This is a genomic window from Mucilaginibacter sp. A5337 (assembly GCF_059690695.1).
Genome location: NZ_JCAWEC010000010.1, coordinates 36,299 through 56,786, shown reverse-complemented (window position 1 = coordinate 56,786; position 20,488 = coordinate 36,299). Strand labels below are relative to the sequence as shown.

General features: G+C 41.3%; 22 protein-coding genes. 11 read left to right on the top strand and 11 right to left on the bottom strand.

Translation table 11 applies throughout. The features are described from left to right. Positions 1–233: 233 nt before the first annotated feature. Positions 234–1,169, bottom strand: a complete 936-nt coding sequence (locus AC59JO_RS26525; RefSeq protein WP_112568902.1) for a hydrogen peroxide-inducible genes activator — start codon at positions 1,167–1,169, stop codon at positions 234–236. Positions 1,170–1,262: 93 nt separating this feature from the next. On the opposite strand from AC59JO_RS26525, the gene AC59JO_RS26520 reads away from it, so the two are divergent. Beyond that, entirely contained in the window at positions 1,263–2,762 is a 1,500-nt protein-coding gene (locus tag AC59JO_RS26520; RefSeq protein WP_497309253.1) for a catalase, read from the top strand. A gap of 102 nt (positions 2,763–2,864) precedes the next feature. Further along, positions 2,865–4,370 (top strand): NAD(P)H-hydrate dehydratase, encoded by a 1,506-nt coding sequence (locus AC59JO_RS26515; protein ID WP_413670922.1) that lies wholly within the window; start codon positions 2,865–2,867, stop codon positions 4,368–4,370. Between the two features lie 347 nt (positions 4,371–4,717). Here the strand turns inward: AC59JO_RS26515 and AC59JO_RS26510 are convergent, their stop codons facing one another. The 6 genes from AC59JO_RS26510 to AC59JO_RS26485 form a co-directional block, all read right to left on the bottom strand. Next, a complete protein-coding gene (locus AC59JO_RS26510) occupies positions 4,718–5,539 on the bottom strand; it encodes an anti-sigma factor (RefSeq protein WP_497309251.1) in 822 nt (273 codons plus the stop codon). A gap of 2 nt (positions 5,540–5,541) precedes the next feature. Continuing rightward, a complete protein-coding gene (locus AC59JO_RS26505; protein ID WP_497309249.1) occupies positions 5,542–6,093 on the bottom strand; it encodes an RNA polymerase sigma factor in 552 nt (183 codons plus the stop codon). A 25-nt stretch (positions 6,094–6,118) separates the two neighbouring features. Further along, the gene (gene lipA, locus AC59JO_RS26500) at positions 6,119–7,000 is read right to left on the bottom strand and encodes a lipoyl synthase (protein WP_091220137.1); all 882 of its coding nucleotides are present in this window, start codon (positions 6,998–7,000) and stop codon (positions 6,119–6,121) included. Between the two features lie 153 nt (positions 7,001–7,153). Then, on the bottom strand, positions 7,154–7,483 hold the full coding sequence (ytxJ, locus tag AC59JO_RS26495; RefSeq protein WP_413670925.1) for a bacillithiol system redox-active protein YtxJ: 330 nt from the start codon (positions 7,481–7,483) through the stop codon (positions 7,154–7,156). A gap of 228 nt (positions 7,484–7,711) precedes the next feature. Beyond that, the gene (gene ribH / locus AC59JO_RS26490; RefSeq protein WP_413670926.1) at positions 7,712–8,206 is read right to left on the bottom strand and encodes a 6,7-dimethyl-8-ribityllumazine synthase; all 495 of its coding nucleotides are present in this window, start codon (positions 8,204–8,206) and stop codon (positions 7,712–7,714) included. Between the two features lie 196 nt (positions 8,207–8,402). Next, complete coding sequence (locus AC59JO_RS26485; protein WP_413670927.1) at positions 8,403–9,080, bottom strand: tetratricopeptide repeat protein; 678 nt, start codon at positions 9,078–9,080, stop codon at positions 8,403–8,405. A gap of 237 nt (positions 9,081–9,317) precedes the next feature. On the opposite strand from AC59JO_RS26485, the gene recF reads away from it, so the two are divergent. Both recF and AC59JO_RS26475 read left to right on the top strand, forming a co-directional pair. Next, positions 9,318–10,418, top strand: coding sequence for a DNA replication/repair protein RecF (gene recF, locus AC59JO_RS26480; protein ID WP_497309246.1), 1,101 nt, complete (start codon positions 9,318–9,320; stop codon positions 10,416–10,418). Then, positions 10,411–10,701: a DciA family protein gene (locus AC59JO_RS26475; RefSeq protein ID WP_377025040.1), complete on the top strand. Its 291-nt coding sequence runs from the start codon at positions 10,411–10,413 to the stop codon at positions 10,699–10,701. The genes recF and AC59JO_RS26475 overlap by 8 nt, the downstream gene beginning before the upstream one ends. On the opposite strand, the gene AC59JO_RS26470 is transcribed toward AC59JO_RS26475, so the two are convergent. Then, the gene (locus AC59JO_RS26470; protein WP_413670929.1) at positions 10,688–10,885 is read right to left on the bottom strand and encodes a hypothetical protein; all 198 of its coding nucleotides are present in this window, start codon (positions 10,883–10,885) and stop codon (positions 10,688–10,690) included. The genes AC59JO_RS26475 and AC59JO_RS26470 overlap by 14 nt on opposite strands. A 149-nt stretch (positions 10,886–11,034) precedes the next feature. Further along, the gene (locus AC59JO_RS26465) at positions 11,035–11,454 is read right to left on the bottom strand and encodes a nucleoside-diphosphate kinase (RefSeq protein WP_110586614.1); all 420 of its coding nucleotides are present in this window, start codon (positions 11,452–11,454) and stop codon (positions 11,035–11,037) included. 199 nt (positions 11,455–11,653) lie between these two features. Here AC59JO_RS26465 and AC59JO_RS26460 point away from each other — a divergent pair, with 199 nt between their 5' ends. The 6 genes from AC59JO_RS26460 to AC59JO_RS26435 all read left to right on the top strand — a co-directional run bounded on the left by AC59JO_RS26460 (position 11,654) and on the right by AC59JO_RS26435 (position 17,494). Continuing rightward, positions 11,654–12,664 carry a DHH family phosphoesterase gene (locus AC59JO_RS26460; RefSeq protein WP_413670930.1) on the top strand — a complete coding sequence of 337 codons (1,011 nt, stop codon included), beginning with the start codon at positions 11,654–11,656 and terminating at the stop codon, positions 12,662–12,664. A gap of 10 nt (positions 12,665–12,674) precedes the next feature. Then, a complete protein-coding gene (locus tag AC59JO_RS26455) occupies positions 12,675–13,661 on the top strand; it encodes an FKBP-type peptidyl-prolyl cis-trans isomerase (protein WP_497309243.1) in 987 nt (328 codons plus the stop codon). Positions 13,662–13,722: 61 nt separating this feature from the next. After that, positions 13,723–14,727: an FKBP-type peptidyl-prolyl cis-trans isomerase gene (locus tag AC59JO_RS26450; RefSeq protein ID WP_413670932.1), complete on the top strand. Its 1,005-nt coding sequence runs from the start codon at positions 13,723–13,725 to the stop codon at positions 14,725–14,727. 137 nt (positions 14,728–14,864) lie between these two features. Further along, positions 14,865–15,632, top strand: coding sequence for a TatD family hydrolase (locus tag AC59JO_RS26445; protein WP_413670933.1), 768 nt, complete (start codon positions 14,865–14,867; stop codon positions 15,630–15,632). A gap of 36 nt (positions 15,633–15,668) precedes the next feature. Then, positions 15,669–16,691 (top strand): asparaginase, encoded by a 1,023-nt coding sequence (locus AC59JO_RS26440; protein ID WP_413670934.1) that lies wholly within the window; start codon positions 15,669–15,671, stop codon positions 16,689–16,691. A gap of 362 nt (positions 16,692–17,053) precedes the next feature. After that, positions 17,054–17,494, top strand: a complete 441-nt coding sequence (locus AC59JO_RS26435) for an SRPBCC family protein (protein ID WP_497309240.1) — start codon at positions 17,054–17,056, stop codon at positions 17,492–17,494. Between the two features lie 35 nt (positions 17,495–17,529). On the opposite strand, the gene AC59JO_RS26430 is transcribed toward AC59JO_RS26435, so the two are convergent. Then, a complete protein-coding gene (locus tag AC59JO_RS26430) occupies positions 17,530–18,240 on the bottom strand; it encodes a LytR/AlgR family response regulator transcription factor (protein ID WP_413670936.1) in 711 nt (236 codons plus the stop codon). Beyond that, positions 18,237–19,256 (bottom strand): sensor histidine kinase, encoded by a 1,020-nt coding sequence (locus AC59JO_RS26425; protein WP_413670937.1) that lies wholly within the window; start codon positions 19,254–19,256, stop codon positions 18,237–18,239. The genes AC59JO_RS26430 and AC59JO_RS26425 overlap by 4 nt, the downstream gene beginning before the upstream one ends. Before the next feature lie 235 nt (positions 19,257–19,491). Between AC59JO_RS26425 and AC59JO_RS26420 the strand changes: the two genes are divergently transcribed. Continuing rightward, on the top strand, positions 19,492–20,304 hold the full coding sequence (locus AC59JO_RS26420; protein ID WP_497309237.1) for a DUF3108 domain-containing protein: 813 nt from the start codon (positions 19,492–19,494) through the stop codon (positions 20,302–20,304). Positions 20,305–20,488 lie beyond the last annotated feature (184 nt).

Here is a 20,488-nt window from a genome sequence, read left to right as displayed (position 1 = left end):
CTAATTATAAATAATTGCCCAAAAGTAGTCACGTGGGGGTTATAATGCAAATTATTTATAATAAATCTAAATAGTTGGATCGTAGGCTCTGTTATACAGTGACTTATGGAAGATTGGTTATGTTGCGGAAGGCAGCTGTTTCCAAAATGGAAATAGCTCAAAAGAGAAGAAAGAAAAAACTTACGAAGTTTTTAAAACTTCGTAAGTTTAGCCTGAGGGACAGGCTCAAACTCCTAAATATCCATCACTTCCTTTTTCTTCTTACTTTTCATTCGCTTTGGCACAAACTCCAGTATCTCGGCTTTCAAAGCTTCAATCATGCGGCGTTTTAAAAAGTTGCGTTGTATCACAATGCTTACTTCGCGGGCAGGTTCGGGCGATTTAAAATAGCGTACTTTATCCAGTTGCTTTTCACTCAGTTCGGATAGGGCCAGCTCGGGCAGGATGGTAGCCCCGTTGTTTTGGTCCACCATACGTTTTAGGGTTTCAACGCTGCCGGTATTGTATTCAAAATGCTGAAAACCACGGGTTGATTTGCGTCGTTGGCAAATATTCAACACTTGTTCGCGCATGCAATGGCCTTCGTTCAGGATCCAGATCTCTTCCATATCTATATCGTCCGGAACGATATTTTTCTTTTTGGAAAGCTTACTATTTTTGGATACATAAGCCACAAAGTTTTCATAAAACACAGGTATCTCAGTAAGGTTGCTTTCATGCAGCGGGGTTGAGAGGATACCGCAATCAAGCATGCCCAGTTTTAACTGCTGAATGATCTCTTCGGTAGTTTGTTCCCACACAATTAGCTTTACCTGCGGATATTTTTCGATAAAGCCATGAATGATCTTGGGTAATATATATGGAGAAACGGTAGGGATGATGCCAACCCGTAACTCGCCCGAAAGTTCCTTTTGCCTATCGGAAATGATCTCTTTGATCTTTTCACTTTCAGACAGCATCACGCGTGCCTGGCTAATGATTTCAATTCCTATTTCGGTAGGGACTACCGGTTGTTTACTCCTGTCAAAAATCTTGACGCCAAGTGTATCTTCCAGTTTTTGTACCTGCATACTCAATGTAGGCTGGGTAACAAAACATTTTTCGGCGGCTAAAACAAAGCTCCGGTAGGTATCAACCGCCACAATATACTCCAGTTGTGTAATAGTCATGTAATATAGATAAATGCTATGCAAAGATAATAAATATTGATTTTTTCTATTGGAATATTTTTGTGAGGTTTGAATTATCAAACGCAACTAAATATGGAAACAAACAAAAAGAAATTAACTACAGCATCGGGCAGGCCATACGTGGAAAATGAGAACTCAATGACCGCCGGCCCACGCGGACCGATATTGCTGCAGGATTATATCCTGCATGAAAAAATGGCGCACTTTAACCGCGAAAGAATTCCTGAGCGGGTGGTTCACGCCAAAGGTTCCGGGGCTTATGGCACTTTTACAGTTACACACGATATTTCAAAATACACCCGTGCTAAACTATTTAACACAATAGGTAAGCAAACCAAATTGTTTCTGCGTTTTTCGACCGTTGGAGGCGAAAAAGGTTCGGCTGATACGGAACGTGACCCACGCGGCTTTGCCATTAAATTTTATACTGAAGACGGCAACTGGGATTTGGTGGGTAACAATACCCCGGTGTTTTTTATAAAGGACCCCAAAAAATTCGGTGACTTTATTCACACCCAAAAACGAGATCCATATACCAACTGTAAAAGCGCAACCATGATGTGGGATTTCTGGTCGCTGAATCCGGAAAGTTTGCACCAGGTAACAATTTTAATGAGTGACCGCGGTACACCTTACGGTTATCGCCATATGCATGGGTTTGGCAGTCATACCTTCTCGTTCATCAATGCAAAAAATGAAAGGTATTGGGTTAAGTTTCACTTTAAAACCCAGCAGGGCATCAAAAACTTTACCGACGCTGAAGCCGCGGAGATGCGCGGTAAGGCTCCGGATTTTGCACAGCATGATCTGTTAACGGCTATTGATAATGGCGATTTCCCTAAATGGACACTCAAGATCCAGGTGATGCCAGAGGCTGATGCAAAAACATATCATATCAATCCATTTGATTTAACCAAAGTATGGCCGCATGTCGATTATCCATTGATTGATGTTGGCGTGCTTGAATTAAATGAAAACCCTGATAACTACTTTGCTCATGTTGAACAGGCAGCTTTTGCGCCGGCACATGTGATTGATGGGGTAGGCTATTCGCCAGATAAAATGCTGCAGGGCCGTATTCTTTCCTATCCGGATGCACATCGCTATCGTCTGGGAGGCAATTATGAGCAGATCCCTGTAAATAAATGCCCTTACCTGGTAAGTAATTATCAGCGCGATGGCCAGATGGCTGTTAACGGTAATGGCGGATCAAATCCAAACTATTTCCCTAATAGTTTTGATGATATCGAAATAGATCAAAGCTATAAGGAACCAGCCTGGGATTTTGGCAGTCCGGTAGGCGATTGGTACGATCGTAATGCCGAAGGCGAAAATGATCATTACACCCAGCCGGGCAACCTTTACCGCCTGATGGATGGCCGGCAAAAGAAAGATCTGGTTGCCAACATCGTAAATTCAATGAGCGGTATTGAAGGGCCTAAAAAGGATATGATCGTTAACCGGCAGCTTTGTCACTGGTTTAGGGCCGATATCAACCTGGGCATGGCTGTTGCCAAAGGCCTTGAGCTTGATTTGGCCGAAACCATGAAGCAAATGCCTCAAACTGTTTAACCCCTACATTTTCTGATAATTAGGGCGGCCGGGATGGCCGCCTTTTTTTGTTTATCCTAATTTCTCCTCAAACAAATCACATAAATCCTTACTTTAGGATATATGCTTCCTTTATTAATTGCCGAACAAATTCGAGAGGGCGATGCCTATACCATTGCCAATGAACCGATATCTTCCATCGACCTGATGGAGCGTGCCTCAAGGGCTTTTGTTGGTTGGTTTGCTAACCATTTTCCCGATAGAAATCAGGGGATAACGTTTTATTGCGGAACCGGAAATAACGGAGGCGACGGATTGGCTATAGCCCGTTTGCTTTGTGAGCATCATTACAACAAACTAAATGTTGTTGTTGCAAGGTTTTCGGATAAAGCATCAGATGATTTTAACACCAACCTGCAAAGGATCAAAAAAACATGTGTAAAGTTATCGGAGCTTGCCTCGGGTGAAAAAATTCCCTTCGACGACAGTCCGGTAATTATTGATGCTTTGCTTGGCAGCGGCTTAAACAAGCCGCTTTCCGGCGATTATAAGAAGCTGGTTACATACATCAATGATCTTGAACGCACGGTTGTTGCGGTTGATGTGCCTACTGGTTTCTTTTCGGAAGGAGAAGCTGCTAAAGATACCGTCGCAATAAAAGCCGACCTGGTAATTACCTTTCAGCAACCCAGGATCAATTTTCTGCTACCCGAATCTGCTCCTTACATCAATTGCTGGGAAGCGGTGAATATTGGCATCAGCGAAAAATTTGTACAGGGACTGCATTCGCCATACCAATTTGTTGAAGAAAAGGATATCAGGCAAATGCTGAAACCCCGGCATCGTTTCAGTAACAAAGGAACTTATGGGCATGCGCTGATTGTTGCGGGGCAAGCCAAAACCATGGGGGCGGCGTTGCTAAGCTCATCAGCGGCGGCACACGCCGGGGCCGGCCTTACAACAGCCTGCATCCCCGAAAGCGGTTTAACGGCACTTAATAGCTATCTGCCGGAAATTATGGCCATAGTGAGAAATAGTGACGGGCTGCCAGAAATTGAATGGGATAAATTTAGTTCGATAGCAGTTGGGCCTGGTTTAGGAAAAGACGATAACTCATTATCGTTGTTAAAAGCTATCATCAAAAACTATAAAAAGCCAATGGTTATTGATGCCGACGCTTTAAACCTGCTTGCCGAAAATAAGGAATTGTTACAAGGCTTACCGCCCGGAAGCATCTTAACCCCGCACATGAAAGAGTTTGACCGGCTTTTTGGCGAACATACCAACTGGTGGCAACGACTGCAGACATCCATAAAAAAAGCAAAGGAGCTGAATTTATGTATCCTGCTTAAAAATGATTATACCATTGTTGCCACTCCTAACGGTACAGCTTATTTTAATTCATCAGGAAATGCTGCTATGGCAAGCGGAGGGATGGGTGATGTACTTACAGGAATTATAGCGGCTTTGCTGGGTCAAAAGTATCCACCGGAGCAGGCCTGTATTATTGGGGCCTATATTCATGGTAAAGCCGGAGACGAACTGGCGCTCCCAAACCGGATGCATGTAGTTTTGCCTGGTAAACTTATCGCGCAACTGCCGGTTACTATGGCAAAATTAAAGGCATAAAAAAACGGCTGCAAGTATCATACAGCCGTTTTAATTAACTATTAACTGATCTTATAAAGAACTAAATACTCAAATCTGGGGGTTAGGATTTTTATGGTTTATTTGTCGTTTTATTTCCTAACTATTCATAAGACGCCTGCACGTACTTATTAGTTACAAAAAAACTAATAATTGGTTTTGGTTTTCGTTAAAGATATGTTAAATTATTTATTCAGTGTACATTAGGTTTACACGAAATATAAGTACCTAACGCATAAAAAACAAAAAGCTTACATCATTTTCGGAATAAATCTGAAAAAAATGTAAGCTTTTTTATTGGGGGCACTTTTTTTGGCCTTTTAAGTGCTTTAGTATTTGCCAAGCACTACCATTTCTGATAATGTTGGGCTTGCACTGCCGCCTCTTGGTTCAAGAGTTACTGCAAAGGCGTCGGCAGAGGCTATTGCTTTCATGTTCTTAAATCCACTTGAATCTGCTGTTGAATCAAATACACCCAGGTCAACCGGTTTGCCGCCTACCAATGCCCAAAGCTGGTACTGATGGGTTTTGTCATTTGCAGGGAGTTTAAGGCTTTCCATGTCAATAACCACTTTTTGTTTAGATGGGCTGAAGGCCACTGTCATTATTGATTCAGGCGATTTAGCAGTACCTTTCAGGTGGATCAACTTAAACGAGGTGTCTCTTAACAGGTTCAGCTCGCTATCTTTTGCGCTAACTGTAGTGCTGAAATGCTGGTTTTGCACCTGCATGGCATTTAGCTGCATGTTTGTATCGTTAAGACGGTTATAAAGATTATACAAAGCCACGGCGCTTGCTATTAATAAAGCAAGACAGGCGGCAAATGCATACTTGTAAAAATTGGTTTCTTTTTCCGGCTGCATAACAACAACGTTTTCACGTTCTACGTGCGTTTGTGTAGGAAAGTTATTGTCGTCGCCAAAGTTGGTAAGTAAGCTGCCTAATATCCGGCCGCGGAGATGTTCGGGTGGTTCAATGGCGTTTTCTTCAGCATACAGTTCTATCGAGCGCTCAATTTCATCCAGTTCAGCTTTAATAGCCGGATGTTTTGAAGCCATCTCTTCAACCTGTAACTTTTCGGCAGAGGTTACATCCCCCAAAACGTAAAGTTCCAGTATCCCTGATTCTATATATGCTTTTAAATCTTCCACTTTCAATTAAAATGTTTTCTGAGTTCCTGGATAGCCATCCGTAACCTGGTTTTAATGGTGCCCAACGGAATGCCCAATTCTTCGGCAGCTTCCACATGGGTATAGCCTTTAAAATACACCAGATCAATGATCTGCTTTTGCTCGGGTTTTAGTTTTTGCACTAAATCTTTAACCCCCGTTAACTCAGGCTTGTAAACTGTGTTTCTTTGCTCGTCAATGAAAGTTACGTTATTTTCAATCTCCTGGTTTTTGTTTTGGTTTTTAAAATCTTTTGATCTGATCTTATCTATCGCGAGGTTGCGCGCGATATTAACCATCCAGGTAAATAAACGGCCTTTTTCAGTACTGTAGCTTGAAAAGGAATGCCAGATTTTTACAAAAGTTTCCTGTAAAACATCTTCGGCTATAGCGGTGTCATTTATAATGCGTGATATTACCCCGAATAACGAGGCCGAATACATATCGTATAACGCTTCGACGGCGATTTTTTCCCGGTGCTGTAATGACAGCACCAGTTCATCTTCCGACATCGATATTTTTCGTTTTTTACTCAACTTGGTGAAAGATATAAAGGAATTATCACATTTCAAACAGATGTTTTTCTGCATGATAGGATGAGCGTACCAACGGGCCGCTTTCCACATATCTAAAACCCTTATCAAGTCCAAATTGTTTGTAACGGGCAAACTGGTCGGGATGGATCCAGTCTATCACCGGGTGATGGTTACGTGTAGGTTGTAAGTACTGCCCTAACGTAAGGATGTGAACACCGGCAGCTAGCAAATCGTCCATTGCTTCCAGTACATCATCTTCAGTTTCACCTAAACCGAGCATAATGCCTGATTTTGTACGTAAGCCTGCTTCTGAAATATGTTTCAGTGCTTCAAGGCTACGGTCATATTTCGCCTGGATGCGTACCTCTTTGGTAAGTCGCCTTACGGTTTCAAGGTTGTGCGATACCACCTCGGGCCTGGTTTCTAAAACGCGGGCAAGGTTATCCCAGTTGCCTTTAAAATCAGGCAGCAGGGTTTCTAAAGTAGTATCAGGGCTTTGGCGGCGGATAGCATTGATGGTCTCAGCCCAAATAATGGAACCTCCATCTTTTAAATCGTCGCGGTCAACCGAGGTAATAACACAATGTTTTACCTGCATTAATTGTACCGAGGTTGCTACGCGGTTTGGCTCATCAACATCAACGGCTAAAGGCCTGCCGGTTGCAACAGCACAAAACGAACACGAACGGGTACAAATGTTACCAAGGATCATGAAAGTGGCTGTACCGGCTCCCCAGCACTCGCCCATATTGGGACAATTACCACTTTCACATATAGTGTGCAGCTTATGGGTATCAACCAGGCTGCGAACATGAGCATATTCTTTTCCTGTAGGAAGCTTAACCCTAAGCCAATCGGGCTTACGTACGGGCTGGCTAACAGCAGGAACTACCGGCAATTCTATCATGGTACAAATGTAGTTAAATATTTAGTTGATGGGGAATGGTTCATAGTTCATAGTAGCAGCAAATGACTGCAAAATGATCATTTGCTGTAACGTACTAATATTAAAAATACTTTATGAACCCATGAACCATGAACTATGATCCATGAACAAAATCTAATTCAATACCTCTAAAGTTTCGTCAATCGAGATGCCGCTGTGCGATTGATCAAGGATGCATTCGCCATCTTTAATAAGTAATAATTGTGGCGATTCATGGTGTACCTGGAATAATTGCGCTACCTGGTTTGACAGGTCGCGATATTTGATCAGGTCTAAAAAGTAAAGGGGCATATTTTCGGGAAGATTATCCCAGTCGAGTTCAAAACGTCTTTTTGCCATCATGCTGATGGAGCAACGCGTACTATGTTTAAATATAAGGCTATAGCCTTCCTGTTGTTTGATCGCCATTAGCTGATCGGCCGTCTCCAACGAAATCCAGTTCATATTATTAATAGTTAAAATGCTATAACGTAATTATAACACAAAAACTGCGTAGTGTGTTTAAGCAGGTTTAAAAATGACAATTATCTGTTAACGACCTGTTTTAGGATATGAACCGTAAGCCGGGCATAATTTATTTGAGCAGGATGACACTGTTGCAACCGCAGCGGCTATAAGTGCTATGTAAACTAATTTTTTCATATTGAGCTAAATTAACTGCTTTAACGGGTTTTAACTGTTTAATGTTTCAGCAAGGGCGGCCATTTTAATGGCGGTGATAGCTGCTTCATCGCCTTTGTTGCCATGTTTGCCGCCAGCCCTGTCAATGGCCTGTTGCTGATTGTCGGTAGTTAATACACCAAATATAACAGGTTTTGAATATTTTATAGATACATTGCTTACGCCGTGCGCCACCGCGTCGCAAATAAAATCAAAATGCCTTGTTTCACCCTGGATTACACAGCCCAGACAGATAACCGCATCAAGACCACCTTTTTGTAATAACAGGTCGGCCCCCGAGGTAAGCTCAAAGCTGCCCGGTACCTGGTATGAAAAAATGTTTTCGGCCAGTGCTCCATTACTTACCAGGCTTTGATATGCGCCCTGGTAAAGGGCATTGGTAATTTCGGCATTCCATTCGGCCACAACTATGCCAAAACGGTATGGTGCTGCTGATGGTATTTCGGTATTTGAAAAGTCTGAAAGGTTTTTAAGATGGGTAGCCATTTTGATTTCGGATTTGGGAATTTCGATTTCAGATATTTTTTATTTCGAATTTCGGATGTTCGATTTCGGATTTAGTTTATGGCGCATATGTAAATAAAAGGCCATAAATAAAAAATGTTCGATCTCTGAATTATGTAAGTTGTAATATCACTACTTCATAAATCCGAAATCGAACATCCGAAATCCGATATTAAAATTATTGTTTTGCTTCGGCGCGGGCTATATATTCGTCGATATTTTGAGCCTCTGCGCTTTCTGGATATTCAGTTTTTATTCTCTTGTATGCTTCAGCCGCATCTTTGTTGTTTTTCTGAGCTTCGTAAGTTAAACCTAACTTTTTAAGGTAAAGCGGAGATAAAAATTTATTTTTTGCTTTATCAGCAGCTTTGCTGAAATAGGTTTCTGCTTTTTCGTAATCTTTCAGTTCAACATAAGCGTCGCCGGTGCTGCCAAAAGCTTCAGCTGCAACCATGTTGTCGTCTCCGCGGTAGTTGGTAAGGTTGTCAATAGCTTTACGGTAATCGCCTTTGTTTAAATAAGCTGTACCTAAATAAAAATAAGCAAGGTTAGCAGCTTTGGTATTGCTGTAATCACTGATGATCTTTTCAAAACCAGGGAAACCGGCATCACCTTTAATAGCTTTATCCCAGTTTTTTTGCTGCCAAAAATCCTGAGCTTTATACATTTGGTTAGCAGCAGTTACTTCACGTGGACCTAAGTATAATTTAATGTAAATGAAATAGATTGCAATAAGGGCAATAATAGCCCCTACAATAAACAGTAAGCTTTTCTGGTTCTCGCGTACAAATTTGCCACTCTGACCAAAATTGTTTTCTGGTGCTGCAATTTTGGTGTTCGCCTGGGTTTTTGACATTGTTGTTCTAAAATTAAGTTTGCAAAAATACGGTTTTCAAATTTACTGGCAATACCTTTTGTATTAAATCTTTAAAGAGGGATAGTTCATAGTTGATAGTTCATGGTTCATAGCCTTAGGCTTGTAGTTTTTAGGCTATTTAGGGAGATATAATTTGGTCTATAAATGATGATAATAGCCATGAACTATCAACCATGAACCATGAACAACCAAATAAAACCGTAAATTTGCCATCCCATGCACCTTCAGCAACTGTCAGTTATTAACTTTAAAAATTACGATGAGGCCGAACTGGTTTTCAGCGAGGGGGTTAATGCTTTTACGGGTAATAACGGTGCAGGTAAAACTAACTTGCTTGATGCCATTCATTATCTGTCGTTATGCAAAAGCTATTTTAACCCGATAGACAGCCAGCAGATTAAGCAGGACGCCGATTTTTTTATCATTACAGGGGTTTTTAATAAAAATGACCAGCCCGAGGCTGTAGCCTGTTCGGTAAAGCGCAATCAGAAAAAACAATTTAAACGTAATAAAAAGGATTATCAGCGCCTGGCCGATCATATTGGATTACTGCCGCTGGTGATGATATCGCCAAACGATACCGGTATTATAACCGAAGGAAGCGAAGAACGCCGTAAGTTTATTGATAATGTGATATCGCAAACAGATAATCATTACTTAGATGAGCTGATTGTTTATAATAAGATCCTCACTAACCGCAATGCGCTTTTAAAGCAGGTTGCTGATACCGGCCGTTATGATGCGGGGCTGTTTGAAGTGATTGATGAGCAGCTGACAGCTTCGGGAAATCGTATTTTTGAAAGGCGGCGTGCTTTTATGGAGACTTTTGTGCCGGTATTTAACAGGCATTATGATTTTTTAAGTGATAACGCTGAGCGCGTTGAGCTGGTATACGAGTCTCAACTGCTTAATGATGATTTTAATAGCTTATTAAGCAAAAGTATTGACCGCGATAAGGTATTGCAACGTACCACCGCCGGTATTCATAAAGATGAGCTGCAATTTAATATTCACGGCATGGCAATGAAGAAATTTGGATCGCAGGGGCAGCAAAAATCATTTTTAATTGCGCTTAAGCTTGCTCAGTATACTTTCTTGTACCAGCAAAAAGGGTTTAAGCCATTGCTTTTGCTTGATGATATTTTTGATAAGCTCGATGATGGACGGGTTACCAAATTAATGCAAATGGTATCTAACAACGATTTTGGCCAGGTTTTTATCACTGATACCGGCGTTGAGCGTGTTGAAAACGTTTTTAATAAAATAGGAGTGCCTGTTAAGCTATTTAAAGTAAAGGGAGGAACGATTGATGCGTAAAACTAACGACAAAACACTTAAAGAAGCTATTGAGCAAATGCTTAATGTGTATAAGATCAAAAGGCGTTTTGATGAAACCGGCGTTATTACAGCATGGCCAAACCTGGTAGGCAAATCGGTAGCTAACCGCACTAAAGAGTTATTTGTACGCGACAAGAAATTATTTCTGCGGATAGAATCATCAGTAATAAAAAATGAACTGATGCTGATGCGCAGCCAGATAATTGAAAAAATAAATAACGAAGCCAAAAGTGTGCTGGTTGAAGAAATTATCTTCCTCTAAGCATGCGCAAACTGTGGTGCTTTAATTTAAGATCGTCGGTAAGCTTTGAATAGGCAAGGATGAACAAGCCCGGGATAGTGAAAGCAAGTTGTGCTTCAGGATGAGTTCTGTAAAGCATAATAGAGCCAATAACCAATAATACCAATATTAGTACGTAAAAGATGTATTTGAATAGCGGTTTCATGGTGCTCAGGGTTATCGGTTTTTCTAAATATGTAATACAGTTCAGGTGCGGATGTAAAGTTAAAAAAAATGTAACCATACTTGCAAGAAAAACGTAAACATTTCGGGCGCAACCCGCTGATTGCTTGATTACGCCCGAAATAAGGCTAATTAAAACCTTTCAAAAGCCGAGAAAAAGAAGTTTCCTTCAATATCGGCATTCTCATCAGAGTCTGAACCGTGAACAGCATTTTCGCCAATTGACCTTGCATAAAGGTTACGGATAGTGCCTTCGGCAGCATCAGCCGGGTTAGTAGCTCCAATTAAAGTGCGGAACTCAGTAATAGCGTTGTCTTTTTCAAGGATCGCCGCTACGATAGGGCCTGATGACATAAATTCAACTAACCCATTATAGAAAGGGCGCTCTTTATGTACTTCGTAAAACTGTCCGGCTTTTTCGGCAGATAGTTTAGTGTATTTAAGCGCTACAATTTTAAAGCCGTTTTTGGTTATAATGTCTAAAATTGCACCGATATGGCCGTCAGCAACAGCATCAGGCTTGATCATGGTAAATGTTCTGTTAGTTTTCATTGAAATAATTATTACTTTTTTGGGTTATTAATAAACTATTTGCCTTTGTTCGGTTAGTTTTAATCCACACTTGCGCGGATATTTAAAATTTGCGGCAAAAATAGGCTTTTGTAACTGTAAGATAAAGCTTTTTGAATTAAATTAGATGGTTTGTATTTCATTTATTTATTTAGCTTTGCAACTCTTTTTTTAAGAATTGATGTTAGATTTAGCTTCGCTTACTGACCTTTTAACGAAACCTCAAAAAATAGTGATCACTACCCATCATAAACCTGATGGTGATGCTATGGGTTCGTCATTGGGCTTATATAATTATTTAATACAGCAGGGCCATCATGCCAGGGTTATTGCCCCTACAGATTATCCTGACTTTTTAAGCTGGCTGCCCGGTAATGAGAATGTTATTATTTATACTGAGCACCGCGAAGAAGCTGCCGCGCTGATAGCCGACGCCAATCTTATATTTTGTCTTGACTTTAATGCCCTAAGCCGTATCAATGATATGGGCGAACTTGTAGGTGCAAGCAGTGCCTATAAGATCATGATCGACCATCACCTGGAGCCGGCCGATTTTGACGATTACAGGCACTGGGATATCAATGCCTGCGCCACCGCGCAACTGGTATATGATTTTATTGTAAATGAACTTCACCATAAAGAGCTTGTAAACAAGGACGTGGCAACCTGTCTTTATACAGGTATCATGACCGACTCTGCTTCGTTCAGGCTTCCAAACACTACATCGGCAGTGCACCGCATTGTAGCCGACCTGATTGATGCAGGTGCGGTGAACTGGCGTATTCACGAATTGGTGTATAATAGTGCGTCTGAAAACAGGCTCCGCTTTTTGGGGCATTGCCTGGCTAATTGCCTGGAAGTACTGCCCGAATTTAATACCGCTATTATTGCCGTTAGCAAACAAGATCTGGAACGGTTTGACGTTGAAACCGGCGATACAGAAGGCGTAGTGAATTATGCATTATCAATGGCAAGCATCCGTTTGGCAGCCTTTATAGTTGAACGTAGCGACAGGGTAAAACTTTCGTTACGGTCAAAAGGAGAGTTTCCGGCTAACGAGATTTGCAAAAAATACTTTAATGGGGGAGGTCACCGTAATGCCGCCGGCGGCCATTCTGAACATAGCCTTGAAGAGGTTATAACTCAATTTAAACAAATTTTACCCGAATATAAAAAGCTATTAATACAGTAAAAAAGTAATGATGAAAAAAAAACTGATGTTTCTGTCACTTGCGGCTATAGGATTTGCAAGTTGCAACGGTGGGTTTAAGCAGGGCGAAGGCGGCTTGCTTTATAATATCCACACTTCAAAAGGCAATCCTAAAGTTAAGGAAGGTGACTTTTTGACACTGAACATGATCCTTAAAACGGATAAAGATTCAATTATCAATAACTCATATGATAATGGCCAGCCTATACCAACGCTGATGCCTAAACCTCAAACTAAAGGCGATATTGTTTCTGGTTTAAGCTTACTGGGTGAAGGCGATAGTGCTACATTCAAAATAGCTGCCGATTCGGTATTTAAAGGAGGCCAGCAACGCCCGCCGGGCTTTAAAGGCAAATACCTGGTTTATACAATTAAAATTGAAAAGGTTATTCAAAAAGGCGCTCTTAATGAGCAAGCTTTCCGCGATCGTGTTACTCAATACATGAAAGGTCAAACCGATGCGCTTAAAGGTAAAGAGCCTGCTAAAATCCAGGGTTATTTAGATGGTCATAAAGACCTGAAATTTGTAAAAACAGCTTCAGGCTTAAACTATGCTGTTACTACTCCGGGCAGCGGTGCAAATGTAGCGGTTGGTGATACTGCAGTAATCAACTATACTTTAAGGCTTGTTAGCGGCAAAGTTTTGGAAACAAGTATTAAAGAAGTTGCTGTGAAAGAAAAAATGCAGATCAACCCGATGAACCCTTATCAGCCTATCCGTATCCCGGTAGGTGAAGGTAAAGTGATTAAAGGTTGGGATGAAGCTTTCCAACTGTTTAACAAAGGTACCAAAGCGGTGTTGGTTGTTCCTTCATCATTAGGTTATGGAGATCAGGGCAGCCCGCAAATGCAGCCATACACACCGCTTGTATTTGAGGTTGAGTTGGTAAATATCGTCCACCCAAATCCAAATGCACCAAAACCGGTTATGCCGCAAATGCAAATGCCAACGCCAACGGCAGCTCCGACCACGAAATAATTATACTATTTTACAAAGCCTTTCCTGCCCAAAACAGGGAAGGCTTTTTTATTTATAGCTTATGAAAAAATACATCTTATATTTTATAGCTCCTTTACTAACCATTTCGGCTTTAAACGCTAATGCACAAACAGGTGGCGTGAAAAAGCGTACGGTTGCAGCTAAAAGCGGAGTTGTAAAAAAGCCTGCTGTTGTGAAAAAGAGCGTCACTCCCGCCGAAGTGACCGGAATGCTTAAAACAAGCAAAGGTTCATTTTATAAAATCTACACTGCTAACCCTGGTCCAAAGGCTAAGATTAGCGACGTGATTACCTTTAACTTTATTCAAAAAACAGGTAAGGACTCCGTGTTATTTAGCAGCTACACTGCCGGGCACCCTGCACAAGCGCAAATTCAGCCATCGCGCGGTTTGGGCGATATGATGGATGTTTTTCCATTACTTGCAGCCAAAGACAGCGCATTGGTGAAAATTCCTGCCGATTCAATATTTAAAGGCCATGAAGAGGCCCGTCCGCCGTTTTTCCCTAAAGGCAGTTTCCTAAGTTTCGTGATAAAAATGGAAAAAATCCAGTCGATAAATGAAGCTATGGCCGAAAGAAATGCTGCGATGGAGAAACAAAAGCAAGCCGAAATTGCGGCTGCCAATGAATACATAACCTCTCACGGACTTAAAACTACCAGCACAAGCTCTGGTCTTCAGTATGTTATTACAGCGCCTACCGATAAATACAAACCGGTAAATGGCGATACCGTACTGGTAAATTACACAGGCAAATTACTTAACGGAAAGGTATTTGACAGCAGCATTGAAGCTAACGCCAAAGCTGCAGGTTTAGATCAGCCTGGCCGTCCTTATGAGCCTATCAGTGTTGTTGTTGGCGAAGGCCGTGTGATACCCGGATGGGAAGAAGCCTTACTGTTGATGAACGAAGGCTCAAAAGCTACCTTCATCATTCCGTCGGGCCTTGCTTATGGCGAAAGAGGTTCGGGGGCTATCCCGCCAAACAGTACGCTGGCGTTTGACATGGAACTGGTAAAAGTGAAACCTGCCAAAAAGACCAATTAATTGGAAATGTATCATAATCAACCTTCTGCCCCAAAAGCAGGAGGTTTTTTGTTTACAGGAGGCAATTTTTAATTAAGCGGGTTTATACTTTGCAGTTATAAATTCGTTATTAAGTATTCAAGGTTTATTTTTGCAGCATGGTTTTAACCGACACGCATACCCATCTATATTACGAAACCATTCCTGAAAAGCGCGCAGCGTTAATGCAGCGTTGTATCGATAATAACATCACCCGTTTATTTTTGCCCAATGTTGATGCCGCTTCTGTGCCATTGGTTTATGGCCTGGTAAACGATTATCCTCAATATTGTTACCCGATGCTGGGTTTGCATCCCTGCGATGTAAAGGAAAATTGGGAGGCCGAGCTTGCAGCGATTATGGATGCCCATCAGCAAAATAAAATTTATGCCATAGGCGAGATCGGTATTGACCTGTATTGGGATAAAACCCACTTGAAGGAGCAGGTAGATGCCTTTGTAAAGCAGATCAACTGGGCTAAAAGCCTTGACCTGCCGATAGTGATTCACTGCCGTGATGCTTTTGACGAGGTATACGAAGTGCTGAAACAGGAGGCTGATGAAAAACTGCGCGGTATTTTTCATTGCTTTGGCGGTACAGTTGAGCAGGCGCAACAGGTGATCGACCTTAATTTTTATCTTGGGATAGGGGGCGTAGTGACCTATAAAAACTCAGGACTCGATAAAGTAATACCGGAAATTGACTTAAAGCATATAGTTTTAGAAACAGATTCTCCGTACCTTACGCCCGTTCCGTTCAGGGGTAAACCTAATGAAAGTTCGTACCTGGTGTATATTGCCGAGAAGGTAGCCGAGCTTCACCACACAAGCATTGAAAAAGTGGCCGGGGTCACTACCGAAAATTCCAGGCTTGTATTCGGAATTTAAATTGTTTAATATTTTACCACAGCATAAACTTAATTAATGAGCCAAATTTTAATCATCTATACCGGAGGGACAATAGGTATGATGAGTGATCCGGTTACAAAGGTGCTCAAGCCTATCAACTTTGAGCAAATAATGGATAATGTGCCTGAGCTTGAAAAGCTTAACTGCCGTATCAAAGTACATTCATTTGATGAGATCATTGATTCGTCGAACATGAACCCTGAGATCTGGAGCGAGCTTGCCGGACTTATCCAGTCTAACTATCATGACAACGATGGCTTTGTAATTTTGCATGGATCAGATACCATGGCTTACACTGCATCGGCATTAAGTTTTATGTTAGAGAACTTAGGCAAGCCAATCATTTTCACAGGCTCACAATTGCCTATCAGCGCTATCCGTACGGATGCGAAGGAAAACCTGATGACGGCTATTGAGATAGCCAAAGCCAAAAAGAATGATCGCGCCCGTGTGCCTGAAGTTTGTATCTATTTTGATTATAAACTTTTCCGCGGTAACAGGGCTTTTAAGTACAATTCATCAAAGTTTGAGGCTTTCCGCTCACCAAACTATCCAATACTGGCGGAATCGGGAGTGCATTTACGTTTTAGCGTAAACGATATCAGGTTGCCCGAAGATGAAAGCTCCCTCATTGTGCACAACAACCTGGTAAGTGATGTGGGCGTATTGAAACTCTATCCTGGTATAAGCCCTAAAGTGGTTGAAAATATTTTAAGCGCTGATGTGCGGGGCATAGTAATGGAAACTTTTGGCGCCGGCAATACTACCACCGATAGCTGGTTTATCGATCTGTTGAAAAACGCCATCGATAGTGGCAAAGTAATTCTTGATATCTCGCAATGTAAGGTTGGTACCGTTGAACTGGGGCGTTATGAAACCAGCAAACACCTGAAGGATGTAGGAGTGGCTAACGGTTATGATATGACTTTCGAGTCTGCGGTAACCAAAATGATGTACCTGCTGGGCCAAAGCGATGACCCATTGCAGGTTAAAGAATGGCTGGAAACGGATTTGAGGGGGGAGATAACAGTATCGTAAAGAGATAAGCATTATGTAATTTTTTATAGCAAAGAGGCTGTATCATAAACCGTGATACAGCTTTTTTTTACTTATTCAGATACTCAAGCGATACATAGTTTCCATTTAATTAACTTTATTAACAAAATAGGGGTTAACAGGGTTAACATAATTTAGCACTAATTTTTATTTAAACTATTTATAATAAGATAGTTAAGTATTTTTTAGGCCCAAAAAGTCTTAACCCCCTTTTTTAGTGTATGGTTTTTTCGGACGAGTCAAATGTTATAGTTTAAATTTCAATTCATAGGTAACACAACATCCGGAGCATATTTTAGGTTAAAATATATATATGACTCATTTACAATATTTAAGATTACCAAATGGAAGCAACGGATACCATAAACATAGCATACCACATTAATGCAACTATAGCCGGAGTTTGGAAAGCCTGGACAGATTCCAGCCTTATTCTGAAATGGTTTGGCTCCGATCCTCAGGGCACAGGGATTAAAGCCAGGCTTAATGTACAACCAGGTGGTACTTTTGAGGTTACTTTTAAAAACGGTGACGGAACGGTACATACCTGCTATGGTGTTTATGCAGAAGTTGACGAACCGAATAAACTAACTTTCACATGGAACTGGAAAAGTGAACCTGGCGTTAAATCATTTGTTACGGTATTGCTGGAGCCTGATGGCGAATCCACTCAAATGAAATTTCAACATGCTCATGTCGGGCACGAATCGGCCCATGATTATGAGTTTGGTTGGAAATCTACTTTTCAGAAACTTGATAAGGTGTTAGGTCAAATCAATTCATGAGCTGATCTATTTTACTCTCGTGACAGCCCATATACTCAAAATATCCTTTTATTAATGATCGCCATAAAGCCATCCTTAAATTTTTCGCTCACCGGGATATGTTTATCGGCGATATAAATGTGATTGTCCTGAATTTTTACCAGTTGCCTGGTGTTTACAATATAGGAGTTATGTACACGTACAAATGGGGCCGAAAGCTGTTCTTCAATATCCTTAAGCCTGCGGTAAATAAGCAGTTGTTCTCTCCCGGTAACGAGGCGTACATATTCCTTTTCGCCTTCAAAATATAAAATCTCATCCAGCAGGATCCTGCGTAATACTTTGCCCGATTTTACGAAGAAGTAGCCTTCATCAACGGCTTGGGTTTTAGGTACTACCTGTGCAGCCTTCCCAAAATAAGCTTCAATCTTTTGCATAGCTGCTAAAAAACGTTTCAGTGTAATGGGCTTGAGCAGGTAATCGATGGTTTGATAGGTGTAGCTCTCAGCAGCGTATTCCGAATAGGCGGTTGTGAACACGATTTTGGTTTGCGGGGGCAGCAGACCGGCCAGCTCCATACCGGTTAACTGCGGCATGTTGATATCCAGAAAGATAAAATCGACCTTGTGGTTTTTCAAAAAAGCCAATGCCTCCAGCGCGTTATAGCACTTGGCTTTAAGCTGCCATTGGGTACTTTGCTGCACCAATATTTCGAGCAGGTTTACCGCGTTGGGTTCGTCATCAATTATGATACAGCTTAAGTTCATGCTACCGGGATCTTTAAAAATGCCGAAAAGGTATTATTACTGTTGTCGATTTTCAAATCAAAATCTGCGCCGTACAGCATGGTTAGCCTTTTGGTTAAATTGGCAATACCAAAGCCGGCAGTTCGCTTGCTTCCTGCTTCGGTGTGAATAGCATTGTTGGTTTTAAAAAACAAGTAGCCATCCTGCTGAACCAAAGATATACCAATAAGGTTTTGCTCGCTTGATTTATCTATGCCATGCTTAAAAATATTCTCAACAAAAGTCATCAGCAACATAGGCGGAATACGGAGATCGGAATTAAAATTTTTTTCAAAAAATACTACTACTTCATGCCTGATCCTGATTTTTTCTAATGCGATGTAGTTTTCGATGAACTGTACCTCGGTACCAATGGTTACATCATCCTTCGGGCTTTCATCAACAAAATAGCGCATGATATCCGAAAGTTTTTCAATTAATGCCGCCGTCCGGGGCGCTTCCCGATAAGCTTCGTAATAAATATTATTGAGTGTATTGAACAAAAAGTGCGGCTGTACCTGCGATTTTAACAGGTTTAGCTCGGCCTGGCTTTTTTGTATGATGATCTCTTCGGTTTGTTGTTTCAGCTTAAAATATTCCAGCGCTATCCGGAATATCAGGCTCAGCATATAAATAAGTACCCCGCCCGCAATATAGTTAGTAATAGCTTTTAAGTTGACCGGCTCCGGCGTTTTCGCAAAGTAGCTGTTGTAGAGTAATAAAGTAATATATCCGCGCAGTGCACCGGTTGCCGCTATAAATAGGATCACCAGCAATACATACCAAACATATTTGCCTGTTTGATAAAACAGTGGATATAAAACCGATATGTTGCCATATATAATGATGGCATAAAAAGCGGTAGTTACACTGGCGTACATGGCCGATTGAGATGCCCCATCCATCGGCAAATAAGAAAAAAAGAGGAGCAGGCACACAGATACCCATACCAAAACCTGGAGCTGTTTAATTGTTGGACGGGCTTCAAATAGTTGCATTTTTTAAAATTACTAAGCTTTTTGTTTGTTAATGCCGGGTTTAAACCATCGCTGCTATTTATTCAATAAATGCAGGTAATAGTTTAACAAACCGTGCTATGGGTACATTATTGAATAAATGTAGTATCGGGCTAAAAAGAAAGAGGCAGTGGTTTAATTGATTTTACCCGGCGGTTGATAAAAAGCAGCTTTGAATTATTAACAGAAAGCGTCCTTATCAAACAATCAAATTATCATGAAAACCGAACAATTAGCCGAGAAAATCATAGCCGTGAGCCTTAGCCTTTTACTACTGTTATCACATACGCCCAAAGTATTTGCCCAAACTGATACCATCCGCATAAAAGACAAGCGCCTGAATACTTCAACGCTTAAACCGGGGTTAAGACAATACCTGGTATATTTTCAAAATACCAAAGACAGCCGCGCCCTAAAATTCTGGCTTTGGCTGCGCGATATCAATCTCGAAACCCGCAACGGTGAAAAGGTATTTACCGTAACCCAGCACTGGTATGGCAGCGATAGCTCATCGTATCGATCGATATATTCCATCAATAAAGCAGCGAATTTTGAGCCGATCTATCATTCAGAAACCATCGGCAAAAAAACAAAAGCGTTTAACTGGGCCTCTGATAAGATCACAAGTGCCGATACCGTTGCCAATAATGAAGCAAAGAATTTTAAGCTTGATTTTACTTTCCCTAACCTTAACTGGAATTTAGACATTGAAACCTTTGAGATGTTACCGCTGGCCGAAGGCAAAAGTTTTGCCATACCTTTTTATGAGGCCGGAATCCCGGCACCGCTTTATGTGGTTTATAAAGTAACCGGCAGCGAGGTAATTGCCACTTTAGATGGTAACAGGGTTGATTGCTGGAAGCTATACAACGAAAGCGATTATAATGGCCGTCACTTTACCGAAACATACTGGATCAGTAAAAAGAACCACGAGTTTTTAAAAGAAGAAGATGCTTTTGGCGGAGGTTATCGGTATAAAATAAAAATGATGGGTGCCGCCGCTAACCTGTTGCCGAGGTTTGTAAAGTGATTTTTGATGAAAATAACAAATTACTGTTGTCATTTCGAACGAACAGGTAGGGGACTTGTGTGGTAAGGGTGAGGAGAAATCTTCTACGCCCTGCATTTGCATTTGTCCGGGTGTACAAGATTTCTCATTCGCCCCAGCGCCCATGTCCGTCCGGGCTCCATCGAAATTACATTTTCATGGATTA